Raw genomic sequence first — 14,506 nt, 5'->3', positions numbered from 1 at the left:
TATGAGATTGCTTCACTACGTTCGCAATGACGTCTTTTTTTGTGTCGTTCGTTCCTTACTCACAATGACGGACTCAATTTGTTCTTTAAACTCCTTTAACCGTACCTCACCACTAATGAGTTTTGGTAATAGTGTATCGCGAAGTTGGGTTAGGGATTGGTTTTCCAATGCAATTGCATTTTGTTGGGCAAATTTTGAAGCAATTAAACTCGAAAATTCTTTTATAATTTTCCTTCCTCCAAATGGAATTGAATAATTAAAAATATCTACTAATTTAATACTAGCTTGACTAGCGCTACCTTGAGCACTATTTACTATATAATTTAAAAACCTATTATCCTTTAAAATACAATATAATAAGCTTTGATACTTTTCATTAGCAATATTCATTTTTAATCTAACAGCATTTTGATTTAGCAAACCTCCTTCAGCTGTAATAGGTACACGAACAACTTTGCCAACAACCGAAGAATAATTTGGTGGCCAAGAACCAACTGTAGCAATAATAACATCATCAACATCTAAAGAATAATCATCATGTTTTGAAGCTAATTCGTATGAGATTTTATTACAAGATTCAACATTTATAGAATTATGAGTTGTATCACTAACTCTAACCACTAATTTACCTTTTTCTTGATACCATTTTGATTTAAATGCAAAACCTTTTTGATGATTTACAAAATCTTTAATTTTTCTCACTTCCCAACCTTTAGGAATGGGTCCGAGTTCGCTATCGATAAACTCACCATCTTGGAATGGTCCGAAATCTACAAACCAATGTTTGTAAAGTGCCATTGCCATGTCTTCTAAGGTTTTGTTTATGGCTAGATTGTTTTCTATTTTGTCGTCTATTGCTGATAGGATGTTGGCTATGGCTTTTTGTTCAGGTAGTGGTGGTAGGTTGAATTCTATATGAGAAATTGCATCAAACGTAATTTGAGGAAAAGTTCCTGAGCGTCCTTCTGCAATCATCTGCAATTCAGCAAGCTTTTGATTTGATGTTAGCAATTGTAAAAAGTATTTCTCATCAACTTTTAAATTATCCGATACTATAACCATAAACTTAGTAGAAACAACATAATTATTAGCTTCAAAATCAACTAAGGCATATCTTTTGTTTTTAGGTCTTATCTCACTAAATAAAATATCGCCTTTTTGAATTGCTTTTTTTGCTTGTCCAGGTAATCCATCTCCATCTTTTATTTCATTATGTAAAAACTTACCTTCTAAAACATCTCCAGTATTTATGAAAACGGCTTTTTCATATTTGTCAAAATCAAATCTTCTTGAAACATTTTCTGCAATGTCTCCGAGTTTATATGTTTTCCAGTTATTGGGCATTAGGCTTGGTCTATATTTTTAGAAATAACTTCATCAAACTTACTTTTATAATTACTTGAGTATTTATTATACTTGATGAAATAATCAGCTTCGGTCTGAATTAATTTTAGAAACTCTTGGACAACATTATCAATACTTAAAACTTTATGTAAATCATTAAAGCCATATACACCTTCCTTGTCATAATAATAATCAACAACATTTAAAAATACGTTGTCAATTGGTTGAGTCTCTTTATTATCTATTTTAATGTTCTGTTCTTTATTTATTTGATAAATGTAAGTTTCTCTCATATCAGCTAATCCTTTTGAAAGTTTTACCCCAGACGCAGATTTCAAATCGACTATAGATGAAAGAACATCACTCAACTTCCTAATCCCTTCAACAACGTCGTATTCAGTTTCTATAAGGGCCAAAATTTCTTTAGAAATTACTGAACCGTTTATTTTAAATTGCAAAAGTGATAAATGGTCAATAAATTTTCCTGGTGTGAATAGATGCCAATATTTGAAATTTGGATTTTTTGGATGAAACTCCTTTCTGAAAAATTGAAAAGACTTATCCCATGTTATAATAGTCGGATCAATCAGTTCATCTTGAAATTCATTAATATGTTCAACAAGTAATGCATCAAATAGAAGCGAACGTGGTTTTCTATCAATATCATAACGAGAATACACATCAGCCAATGTTTTTTCTATTCTATCATAGTCTTTTTTCGTTTGATAATTTTTGTTATAAGGTGGAACATCGTCAATTTTAACATAATTGTCCTTAAATAATTTAGTTAAATATTGATTTAAATATTCATTATCATCTTCAGCATCAACTCTATCTATAGATATTCCATATGATTCAATAAATTCTTTAAGTCCTTCCTCAAATTGAGCTTCCTTTTTAGCCGCTTCATATAGATTAACTATTTCATTGTTGGAACCACCAAGAATATCAAAAATTCCTAAATTATCAAGTTCTATAAGTTTTATAGCCCTTGCTATATGATCAGCAAGTTCAGTTATATATAATTGTGTAGTATTAAAATTAATATAATTATCATTCTTTTGAATTATACTATTTAATTCTGTTGTCACTTTGAATCTATAATTATCATATCGAAAATTATTTTCACTCATTTGTAAAAAGAGGTATATTAAAACAGGTGTGTCTATAAATACTTCTTTATTGCTTCTTCTAGTGTATACGGAAAACTCTGGATTGTCCATTAAATTCTTATAGAGATTACCAGCTGATAAATTGATTATATAAGTATTTTCAGAACACAATTGAAATACCTCATTAATAAATTCTTTGTAAGCATTACCTGAATTGAAACAATTTTTCACATAATTATGAAATTGTGAGACTGTTTCACTAATATTAGATTCTTCTATGCTATCACTTATTTCTAAAAAGTCAATTTTATTACTACTTTCATAAATCTTTTTCAAATGATTTACTACGTCTCTTATTTCTAAATTTGAATCAAACTTGTTTATTTTCTCTTGAAGTAAACTAAGAAATTCACCTTCCAACAAACTTGAATCTTCCTTAATACTCTTAATATTTGTTATCTCATCTTTTGAGAGATGCACCAAACCATCATCACATTTTGTGATTTTTCCTTTTTCAAAAAGCTCTTTAAGTAATCGAGAACAATAATCTTGTGTAACATTAATATTGAATTCGCGATTTATTTGATCAGTTATACCGTTTAATTTGCTTCTATATTCCTCACTTTCATATAGGTAGTTAAGTACAAAAGATTTTATAAAAGACTCTTTCAATTGGTTGGAGCCATCAGCATAGGATAAATAATCATAGTAAAGTTTTTGGCTTTCATCAAAATATTCGTCTTCATCTCTCACAAATTCACCTAACAAATGTCTCAACATTTCTCTTGTAAATACAAAGCTTGGCTTTTCAATATGAGCTGCTATTCTTTTATTATCAAATAACTCTAGGTTAATTGAATGCCTAATTCGAGCCGTATCTTTTAACTCTATTACTTTTGCTTCAGCAGCTCCATGAGAATAAAAAAAGTAAAAATTGTCTGAATAATCATTGTCTAGAATTAACTTTTCAATTTTCACTAAATCCTTTTCCAGTTTAGTATAAACGTTTTTATCAATTGTTATTTGTAGTGGAATTTTCTTGTTCCTTTTATCTTCGAATATTTTCACATCAATACCTCCATCGCCTTTTCCATCGGTGATTACAACTGTCTCAACATCCCAATACTCTTTGATAAAAACTTTCATTAATGAATCAAATTGGTCTTTAGTTAATCCATCAATCCACCTTTCATAATTTTTTGTAAAATCTTGCTTCATAACTTTTCAAAATTCTCTAAAATCTGTTGTTGTAACTCATTGCCTTTAGCAAATTGCTCCTGTAGTTGCGCTTTTAGGTTTTCCATTTTGTCTTCAAACGGGATGCCATCGTCTTCTACAGCTTCTGTGCCTACGTAGATGCCTGGTGTGAGTTTATAGTCTTGTTTGGCTATGTCGTCTATAGTGGCGCTGTAGCAGAAGCCGTCTATGTTTTTGTATGGTTGGGACGCTGTGGTCTCATTTGCTTCTCGATACAATTCACTCGTTCCTCGCGAATCACTCGAAGTGACGTTTTTAGGAAGAGGTTTGTTGTTGTATTGAGACCCTGCGTCTCTCGACTGCGCTCGAGATGACGTGCTAAGGGTGACATCTTGATTAGTATTGACATTACGCCAAGCGTGGTAGGTGTCTGTTGCTTTTTGTAAGTCTGCTTCATCAAAGACACGTAGTTTACGGCTTTCCATACGTCCTAGCTTGGACATGTCTATAAACAGGACTTCGTTTAAACGCTCTCTATGTTCGCCATCTTTACCATCGCGGTTTTTACTAAGAATAAAGATACATGCTGGAATGCCAGTGGTTAAAAAGAGTTTGTCTGGTAACCGTACAATACAATCTACCATACCGTTATCTACCATAAACTGTCGCACGTTTTTTTCGCCTTTGTTATTTGAAGTCATCGCGCCATTTGCCATCACTACTGCTGCTGTACCTCTATCACTTAAATGGTTCCAAAAGGTTTGCATCCACATAAAGTTAGCGTTACCATCTGTGGTAAACTCTTCTTTTGGCCCAAAGAGTCTTGGGTCGTTTTCTGGTAAATCTTCTGGATGCCATTGGCTGACATTAAAGGGTGGATTTACTAATATGTAATCTGCCTTGAGGTCTGGGAACTTATCTTGTAATAATGAATCACCCAACTTAACGTCAAAAGATAAATCGCGTAAAGCGAGGTTCATTTTACATAGGCGTAGCGTACCGTCGTAGCGCTCTTGCCCATAAATGGAAATGTTCTTTTTATCACCACCATGGGCTTGTAAAAACTTTAAAGACTGCACGAACATACCACCAGAGCCACAAGCATTATCGAAAATCTTCCCTTGGTAAGGCTCTATCATTTCTACCATAAGACGAACGATACTACTAGGTGTAAAGAATTGTCCTGCACCAGAGCCTTCGGCAATGGCAAACTTACCAATGTAGTATTCGTACACACGCCCTAGAATATCGCTACCAGGATTTTCTTTTTCGGACAGCTTAGGATTTGCTAATAGGTTGATTAAACCTGCCACTTGCTTTGGCGTGAGTTGACTTTTTACAAAAATACGTGGTAAGATACCTTTAAGGTCGGGTCTGTATTGTGCTAAGGTATCGTCTAACACATCAAAGGCATCATCTACTAATACCTTAATATTATCTTGCTCTGCATTATCCTGTAGGAATTGCCATGTGGCTTCTTTAGGTATGATGTAGGTGTTTTTAGAAAGGTACTCGTCTGGGTCTTCTAAGATGTAGTTTTGTTCTTCGCTATCTGTTGTATAGTAATCGGAAGACTCGTCTTTGAATGCCTCAACAAGCTCGTCCTTGCGGCCTTGATACCGTTCTGATACATGTTTTAAAAATATGAGCGGTAAGATGTAATCTTTATATTGGTTTTCGGCTACTGCACCGCGTAATTCGTTTGCCGCTTTCCATAATTCCTGCTCGAAATTGATATCGGCTTTGGTTTGTTTTTTGGTCATAAATAAGCATTAGATATGTTGCGGTTAAATAACCACAATACTCTCTGTCAGTTAAAATTAAATTGTAGGGGAGTCTAAAGATAATAAAAGCCGTATATTTTGAAAAAGAAAAGTTTAGTATTTTATAATTGTAGTCATTCTCTATTACTAAAAGAAGATTAAACTTAGCAACAGGCAATTAGAGTGTTTTACAGATTAGTTAGTTACAACTAAAAAACTGGTAAATAGCTAAACCTTTTTTAAACTTCCTTTAAGCATTATCTTTTTCTACCTCTTTGGGTAGTACAACTACGACATCTTGATAAATAGGTGACTGACAACTCATACACGCCATTTGTTCTTCCTATTTGAGATGTATTAAAATCGTACGACACTCCAAATCTAAAATCAGTGTACTCCAAACCAAAAAACGCGTTTACTGAAGTTAACAAATGACTATTAGAGCTACTTCCATTTAGGTTTGAAACCGCAGTAATTGCAGCTAAAAACTGATTGACCTGAAACATCGCACCTAAATCTAAACGATTGTACTCGCCTTGTTGCATGTAATTGGTTGTCATCATTATACTATAATCGTTTAAAAAGGGAAAACGATAGGTCGCATGAAGTGAATAAAAAATATCTAAGGGAAGATTTTCACCTTGTACAAAAGAAATATTAGGTCTATTAAGATGCTTTACGGAAGCTCCAAACCAATAGGCGATTCCGTTATGCTCTTCTTTTTCAAAAACAATTCCTGAAGAGATATCTAAAAAGAAGACGTTGTCATTATTTAATGCTAAAGGGTCTACTGATGTTGAGCTTACTGTTCCTGTATTAATATTGATTTGGTCAGCAAGAGTTAGGGAACTAAACCTAAAGTCTTTAAAACCTGCTCCTACCTCAACTGCAGGTCTAAAATACCAACCTCCATTAAGGTTAACTCTATGCGCATAATTGGCATTGATTTGATGGTGTGAATAATTGGTAAACGACTCGTGGTGTCTTAATCCACTGAGTCCAAAACCAAACCCTTGTCCTGAACCGTACTCTATAGATTTATTCCAAAAAAAGTACTGCGTGTTGATTTTTAAGTCCAAATTAGGCCATTGCGTTCTGTGTAACAGCCCTAAATGGGTTCGACCGTTATCTTCAAACCCTGAAAACGCAGGGTTTAAGGTTTCTTGCACAAAAAATGATTGTGTAAAAATAGGATCTTGTGCACGTGCAACATATCCAAATAAAAACAATAAAATAGTTAGTAGTGATTTTTTTATCCTCATTATAACGCTCTATTTAATAAATACAAATGCACCTTGTTTTGTAACCGTATCGCCATAAAATGTTTTGGCAGAAAAGGTGTAGTAATAGTTTCCGTTTTCGGCTTCTTCTTCTTTTACTTTTCCGTCCCAACCTCTAATATCGTCTCCAGACTCTGAGTAGATAAGGCTTCCCCAAGTATCATATATGTTAATTTCTAAGGTATTTAAGCCTACATAAACAGGTCCAAAATAATCGTTTAAAGTATCTTCATTAGGTGTAAATGCATTAGGCATTATAAGTTTATAACCAGGTTCAACAATAAGCGTTATTGTATGGGTGTATACACATCCAAACGGATAGGTTACTGTTTGCGTAACCACATAGTTTCCTACTTCTAAATAGGTATGTGTTGGATTTTCTTCAGCTGAAAAATTGCCATCTCCAAAATCCCACAGAATGCTTTCAAAATCCCCAGTTGCAGTATTTGTAAACTGTATAGGATCGCTAATAGCATACACTCCATAGTTTTCAAACCCAAAAGACGTAGTCTCGAATCCTGGGTTTCCTAAAACTGGGATGTCTACATCAAAACTATAATTAGTCGTACAGCCTTGACTATCTACAACTTCTAAAAGCACTAGTCCGTTAATATCAGTAGTCATTAATTCATTGTTTGCTCCACTTACTGTACCGCTTGACCAATTGTATTGAAATGGTGGTACTCCTCCGCTTGCCATAGCTACAAATGTTTGGTTAACAGTTTGTGCTTCACAATCTACATCAGACTGTGTTTCGACTTGCAACTCTAGAGGTTCAAACCTTGTTACGTCCCAGCTTCCTTGAATTTCGCAACCATTAACGTCAGTAACTACAACTGTGTAGGTATTTGGAGGTATGCTATCTAAATCTTCGGTAGTTGCACCATTAGACCACAACACATCAAATGGAGGTGTACCTCCTTGAATGAGTAAATTTATTGCACCACTGTTGGTATCATCACAATCAAGCGCATTAGTAATGTTAGCAGATAGTACCAAAGGATTGATATCAAAAATTGTAAAACTTTCTTGAATGACGCATGGTGTTCCGTCAGTAATAGTAACTGTATACGTCCCAGGTGCTAAATTATTACGCTCCACTCCTGCTGTTGGGTCGTCATTCCAATCGACCGTAACAGGATCTATTCCTCCAACTAAGTTTAAAGCTATACTTGCATCGTTTTCTCCTGCACAAGACATTTGAGTAACAACAGGGTCTATTAGAAAAACTGGAGCTTCTTCAATTTCTATCGGAAAATTTCTTTGACAGTTTTCAGCATCAGTAATTGTAATAGTATAAATTCCTGCAGAAAGGTTTGTTTGACTATTACCTGTACCAAAATTACTCCAAGCGATATCGTAAGGCGGAACACCTCCTGAAATGTTATTAATAGTAATTGATGCATTATTATCTCCATAGCACTCTATTTCGGTAGTTGTTACATCAATATTTATTTCATCATTTTGAATAATAGTAACTTCTAAAACAGCAATACAGTTAGAACTATCTGTAACCGTTACTGTATATAAACCAGCAAATAAAGTATCAATATCTTGGTTAGTACTCACATAACCGTTTGGTCCAACCCAAGAAAAAATATAGTCTGGTCGACCACCTGAAGCTTCAATTGTAATAGCACCTGTATTATCTCCAAAACACAACACATTGGTTTGGTCTAGTAAACTTACCGTTAACAAAGGAGGTTCATCAATAACAAACTCTTGAGTTATTGGTCCACAGCTATTACCATCGGTTACTGTAACTTCGTACACTCCAGGACCTAAATTTGTTACATCTTCATCCGTTGAAAAAGGACCTCCATTAAGCGTCCAGTTATAGGTGTAAGGCATTGTTCCTCCTGAAACATCAATACCTATTGACCCATCATTTGCACCAAAACATGATATTGTATCAGGATCAAAATTGATAGTGCTAAATACAAGCTCATCTGGTTCAATAATTTCAAAAGTTTCGGTATAAGGACAACCTCCATCATCTTCTATATTAAGCACATAAGTTCCTGCTTCTAGATTAAAAATATCTTCGTTATTGCTTGTAAATCCGTTAGGTCCTGACCAATCGATATTATAAGGATTTCCTGTTGAAAAAGGCACACCTCCAACAATATCGATTTCTATTGACGCATTATTAGACTCAAAGCAGGTATTATTAATAACTGTTGTAGTTACAGAAATTGAAGGATTTACAGTAACTACCACTTCAAAATCTGCTCCTACACAATTTCCTGAAATAGGTGTAACTGTATAAGTTACAGTAGAAGGATTAACCGTTGTGTTTTCTAAAAATTGTGTTATTGAAGCTACAGGCGTTAACTGCTCAGAAGCACCAACACTACTTCCTGAAGGAGTAACCGTTGGCGTAGACCAAGTATACATTGTATTTGCTGGTACTGTATCGCCATTGGTAGCATCTGGATTATGTACAAATGCGTTACCACTACAAATTAACACTGCTGCATCGCTAATATCTGGTGTTTCGTTAACAGTAATTTCAGCAACTGCAGAAATCAACTCTGAACAACCACCTGAATTAAACGTTATAATACAGTAATAAAATGTGGTTCCCACAGAAGACACATCAGGTAAATAGCTTGCTGTTGTTGCTCCTGCAATAGCTGTTCCTGTTGTAGTGTCATTAACTGTATTTTCGTACCATTGGTATGTTGGAGTTCCTGTTCCGTCTATGTAAGCTACTTGAAGCGTTGCTGCTGTTTCTCCTAAGCATAATACATCAGACATTGGTTGAGTTGTAAATTGCGCGCCAGCACTAATTTCAACTTCAGCAGTATCACTTACTACCTCACAACCAGACACATCTTGCTGCACCACGCAGTAATAGTAAAATGTGCCTACAGTATCAACTGGTGGTGTGTAAGTACTGCTTGTTGCTCCTAGAATTAAGGTTCCTCCAGTATTACTATTTACAGTATTTACATACCATTGATAACTCACTGTCCCTAAACCTCCATTAGCAACAACTTCTAAATCTTGCACACTAGTATTTTGACATAGACTTTGAGATGCAATAGGTTGCGTTGTTACTACAGGGTCATCAACCACTACCACTTCTGCTACATCACTTACCAAACCAGCACATCCACTTGCTGTAAAAGCAACCTCAACATAATAGTAATAATTTCCAGCTGTTGTATATGCTGGAGGTGTATAATTTGCCATTGTCGCACCTGCAATTGGTGTTCCTCCTGTTGTACTACTAGTAGTGTTACTAAACCATTGGTATGAAATTGTTCCTGTTCCTCCTGAAGTGACTACAGACAACTCATCTGCTAGACCACCAACACAAACAGATTGCGTAGCAATAGGCTCAACATCAATTTGAGAAGTATTAACCACTTCAACTAAAGCTGCATTAGACGTTATTTCATTACAACCACCCGTTGAAAACGTAATTACGACATAATAATACACCTCTCCAACAGTATCTGTTGGTGGTGTATACGTTGCTGAAGTAGCACCTGCAATAGGTGTTCCTGTTGTAGTATCGTTAACCGTATTTTGATACCATTGATAGTTTGGTGTTCCTGTTCCTTGAATGGTTACCGACAAATCATCAGGTGTTCCATTTAAACATACCGAATTTGGTATGGGTTGATCTGTGATTAATGGTGCAGGTTCTACTGTGATTTCAAAATTTACTGGAGCTCCATTACAACCATTAATATCTGGTGTTACCGTATAAATAAGAGTAATTGGATTAGCTGTGTTATTTACAAGTGTTTGAGCAGGAATTACATCAGAGGTTCCTGATGGCACATATCCTGTTAAACCTGCAGGATTATTTGATACCCAACTGTATGTTGTAGCACTATTATCAGACGTTAAGTTAATAGCTGCGGTTTCGACTCCAGAACAAATGGATTGCGTTAAATTGGTATTTGTAATTGTAGGTGTTTCATTAACCGAAAAATCTTGAGTTACTGTTGTTGTACCACAACTATTAGTAACACTGAATGTTATTGTGTAGTTACCTATTGTATTATAAGCAATGGTTCCTGGGTTAAGTGTATTGGACGTTGCAGGAACACCTCCAGGAAAACTCCAACTGTAAGTGACCGTTTCAGATGCTGGAGCACAAGACACAACTGTTGCTACAGGATTTACAGAAGCTGTCCCACAACTATCAGTAACTGGATTTAAGGTTGCTGTTGGAGGTTGTTTAACTTCAACTATTTCAGATATTGTGCTACTCCCACAAGCATTAGTTGCAGTTAGCGTTATTGTATATATTCCTGCATTATCAAATTGGAACGATGGGCTTTCAGAATTTTCATCTGTACCATTAGTAAAACTCCAAGATTCAGTAGTACCACAGAACTCAGGTGTATAAGCTATTTCCCATAAATACGTTTCAGTACTACAAGTCATAGATGTATCTGTAGTATTGGTAGCAGCTACTATAAATGGAGCACAACCATTATTATCATCTAAAGTAAAGTCGGCTATCAGTTCTGGTTCTACACAGATGGTTTTAATTATTTCATCGGTTTCACCACAAAAATTTTCGGCATATAAGGTAATGTCATAAGTTCCTGCTGCAGTGTAAGTATGCGACGGATTTTCGTCGGTAGACGTATTACCATCTCCAAAATCCCAATAATATAAGGAGTTTGTCGTACAGTTTTGATTATAGCCTCCTGTTGTTAAATTAGTAAATTGAACAGGCACATCTACACAAGCAGGCGATTCAAATTCAAAATCTACATCAGGTTTACTTAATATAATAATTGGTCCTGCTGTTAAATCGGTTTGTCCGCAAGAAGTCACAATACTTAAAAAGACTGTATAGTTTGGACTTGGACAATTAGATTCAGTATAGGTATGTGGTATTGGATAATTTTGTGATGCCGCAGGATTTGAGGCATTATAAAATGTAGATGCTTCTAGCTGTGTTTGCGTGTAAGTAACTTGAGTGCCATCTCCATAATTAACATAGTACACAGTGTCTGGTGGGTTAATTCCCCAAGACCCAATAGCAAAATCTATTGGAGACACAGGCAAACAAAGGTTTACTGTATTTCCAGGAATTTCAATCGCTCCTACTGGATTACTTGAGTTTTTAATTAAAATCGTTTCGGTATTTACACATCCTGTATCGCTATAACCAGTAACAACCATATTAAAAGACCCTAACTCCAAATAAGTATGCGAAAGCGGAAACGTCACGTTAGTTTCTGTTGTGCCATCTCCCCAATCAATGTCATAAGATACGATACAGCTATCTGAAGGTGAGGTATTCCCAACGTTTACAGTATACTCTGGATCTGATGTGTTATTTCCACAATTATCAAAAGGTGGACTAAATTGTGCATCTAAATCTTCAAAACTCATATTAGGCTTTTGTTCAACACTAATGGTTTTAGAAATAGACGCTGTACATCCATTATTATCGGTTACAGTAAGAGTTGCTGAAAAAGTAGAAAACCCACAGCCTTCAGCTACATATTCGTGAGATGGATTTTGAGCAGTTGAAGAATCTCCATCTCCAAAAGCCCAATCGTAAGTATAAGGTCCATTTCCTGTTACATTAGGCGTAAATACAACTGGTGTTCCTGAGCAAGCTCCATTGTTACTAAATGTGAAATCTACTGTAGGAGGTGTCCCAACAACTATTGTTACTGTACCATTTTCGTTAGTTGTATCTCCATTAGCATCAGTCACTGAAATTAACTCATAAACAAACGTTCCTGCTGTTGCTGTACTTGCATTAAGAGCTACCGAATTATTACTACCAGTTGTAGAAACAGTTAAAGGCGTTCCGCCATTTATAGCATATGTAAAGGTATAAGGTGTAGCTCCATTAGAACCTGTAAATGTAACTTGCGGATTAGGACTATCGTTAAGACACACTTCAGCATCTCCATCAATAGTAGCGTTTGGCATCATTGCATTGTTTAAACTAATTAAATCTTGATTGTACAATGACTGCATAAAAACATCTTTGTTCATATTAAAGACGCTAAATAAACAACACACTATACAAAGCGCTATTGCAAGTAAACGGAATGTATTTTTGTTCATAAGCAAATGATATTAAATGGCTTAGAAAAAATAAATGTAGTTAAATTCTTATTAAATTAACATTTGTTGTATATTAATTTTAAGTCAATTCAACACTTTGACTATAGGTTTAATTTTTAAATTCTCACAAAACGTTTTTCGGTATCGCTATATTCAAATTCATAAATATCATACTTACCATGATTAGAATCTTTTTCAAGCTTTTGAGCCATAATCATTTTATGTCCATCGCTTCTTAGGTTAATCATACCATGTCTTGTTAAGTAAGAATTAATCTCTTTATATTTTTTTGTAGCATCCTCTTTAAGCGCCTTTATAGCTTGTTCATTTTCGGGTGTATCTACAAAATTATTGAGTAAGTTTTCATAATCTTTTTGAGCTCGCTCCCATGTTTGGTATTTTAAAACCAGTTCTGGTATTGTAGCTGTTGAGAACTCTTTATTGGATCTAGCCAACTCAGTACTAAAAATCAAAGGTTTTTTACTATATCCTGTTTTTCCTATTGCACCTAAAGTATCAGGTCTTGGGTGACTATAGTTTTCATCGTCACCACTAGAGATTACAGTTCCTAATGCATTAACATGCTCTAAAAATTCATAATTGAACAAATGACTTCCATGATGGCACGCTTTTGCAATATCAACTTGAAGTTTATCAGACGCTTCATCACCCAAACATGCATTAATATACTCGCCAGCTTCTTCATTTATATCGCCACCTAATAGTACTTTGAGCTTTTTGTACTTTAGCTTTAATAATACTGAATGTCCGTTTTTGGTTTTTCCTTGACTACCAAAGTATGGCAATGCTTTTTTTCCGTCAATATTTGTAAGAATTGGACTTAACACTTCTAATGAAAAACTTGTATCAGAACCATCACCTACTATAAATCCGTCACTACTATTTAACCCTATAAACTCTGGGTCTTGTAGTTGATTTAATGTCTTAAAAATAGTTTTACAATATTGTGAACCGCTACCGCTTAAGTTTTCGTCATCACTCAATACACTTTTTACTTCATTATCTGAAAACAGCAACGTTGTTATGTAATCTTTACCATCAGAAAGTTCTTCTTTTTTGCCTAATTGAGTGTTCCAGCCTTTATCAGTACGCTTTGGTCTTTGAACTATGCCACTGTGATAAATTTTATCAAACTCAACCGCTGGAGCTTCAAAAATTTGTGAAAACCCTAAAAAATGATCATTATCAGGATGGCTCAACAATGCTTTAAATTTAAAGGGCAACGCTGCGTTTTTATCTAAGTTAAATCGCCAATACAAATAGCGATACATATTATCGCCTTTACCAGCATCGATAAGATAATGTTCGTCATTAGGAGTGATTAAATGACACCCATCGCCTTGACCTATATCTACAAAATTGACTTCTAGAACACGCTCTTTTTGAAGATCGTTAATGTGTATCCAACCTAATTTATTTCTTGATTTCACTTTAACATGATTATTAATAACTTCTAAATCGACTATACTTATATAATCACCAAAAAGAAGGTGCTGTGTCCATTTTCCATCCTCATTTTCATCAGGATAAATTTTCGCATCCGGAAACGCTGCAAAAGAATAATTGGAGTTATTTTTTACATTATACTTTGAAGTATCTAATTGAGCCATAATTAATATTTTAGAGTTAAAAAATGAAGTTAACTAAACTCCATGCTATTAACTCATCATTTAAAATGACTATTAGTATATAGGGAAGGGATTATAAATTTACAAAAATCTTTTTAAGC

At 34.7% G+C, this 14,506-nt stretch carries 6 protein-coding genes; all 6 read right to left on the bottom strand.

Annotation, left to right across the window (positions count from 1 at the left end; genetic code table 11):
- Positions 1–15 precede the first annotated feature (15 nt).
- The 6 genes from ABD011_RS13755 to ABD011_RS13730 all read right to left on the bottom strand — a co-directional run bounded on the left by ABD011_RS13755 (position 16) and on the right by ABD011_RS13730 (position 14,387).
- A complete protein-coding gene (locus tag ABD011_RS13755) occupies positions 16–1,344 on the bottom strand; it encodes a restriction endonuclease subunit S (RefSeq protein WP_343799153.1) in 1,329 nt (442 codons plus the stop codon).
- Positions 1,344–3,674, bottom strand: coding sequence for a hypothetical protein (locus ABD011_RS13750; protein WP_343799151.1), 2,331 nt, complete (start codon positions 3,672–3,674; stop codon positions 1,344–1,346). Before ABD011_RS13750 ends, ABD011_RS13755 begins: the two co-directional genes overlap by 1 nt.
- Positions 3,671–5,416, bottom strand: a complete 1,746-nt coding sequence (locus ABD011_RS13745; protein ID WP_343799149.1) for a type I restriction-modification system subunit M — start codon at positions 5,414–5,416, stop codon at positions 3,671–3,673. Before ABD011_RS13745 ends, ABD011_RS13750 begins: the two co-directional genes overlap by 4 nt.
- Positions 5,417–5,673: 257 nt before the next feature.
- Positions 5,674–6,678 (bottom strand): PorP/SprF family type IX secretion system membrane protein, encoded by a 1,005-nt coding sequence (locus ABD011_RS13740; RefSeq protein ID WP_343799147.1) that lies wholly within the window; start codon positions 6,676–6,678, stop codon positions 5,674–5,676.
- Positions 6,679–6,687: 9 nt separating this feature from the next.
- Positions 6,688–12,666: a PKD domain-containing protein gene (locus ABD011_RS13735; RefSeq protein WP_343799145.1), complete on the bottom strand. Its 5,979-nt coding sequence runs from the start codon at positions 12,664–12,666 to the stop codon at positions 6,688–6,690.
- 206 nt (positions 12,667–12,872) lie between these two features.
- On the bottom strand, positions 12,873–14,387 hold the full coding sequence (locus tag ABD011_RS13730) for a ComEC/Rec2 family competence protein (RefSeq protein ID WP_343799143.1): 1,515 nt from the start codon (positions 14,385–14,387) through the stop codon (positions 12,873–12,875).
- Between the last annotated feature and the right edge of the window lie 119 nt (positions 14,388–14,506).

The organism is Gaetbulibacter jejuensis (assembly GCF_039524015.1).
GTDB classification, from domain to species: domain Bacteria; phylum Bacteroidota; class Bacteroidia; order Flavobacteriales; family Flavobacteriaceae; genus Gaetbulibacter_B; species Gaetbulibacter_B jejuensis.
This window is presented reverse-complemented; position numbering and strand designations above follow the sequence as displayed.

What these genes read in the sequence shown, in the direction of transcription:
- ABD011_RS13730 (WP_343799143.1), bottom strand. Translation starts at nt 14,387, where the DNA reads ATGGCTCAATTAGATACTTCAAAGTATAATGTAAAAAATAACTCCAAT.
- ABD011_RS13745 (WP_343799149.1), bottom strand. Translation starts at nt 5,416, where the DNA reads ATGACCAAAAAACAAACCAAAGCCGATATCAATTTCGAGCAGGAATTA.
- ABD011_RS13750 (WP_343799151.1), bottom strand. Translation starts at nt 3,674, where the DNA reads ATGAAGCAAGATTTTACAAAAAATTATGAAAGGTGGATTGATGGATTA.
- ABD011_RS13740 (WP_343799147.1), bottom strand. Translation starts at nt 6,678, where the DNA reads ATGAGGATAAAAAAATCACTACTAACTATTTTATTGTTTTTATTTGGA.
- ABD011_RS13755 (WP_343799153.1), bottom strand. Translation starts at nt 1,344, where the DNA reads ATGCCCAATAACTGGAAAACATATAAACTCGGAGACATTGCAGAAAAT.
- ABD011_RS13735 (WP_343799145.1), bottom strand. Translation starts at nt 12,666, where the DNA reads ATGCAGTCATTGTACAATCAAGATTTAATTAGTTTAAACAATGCAATG.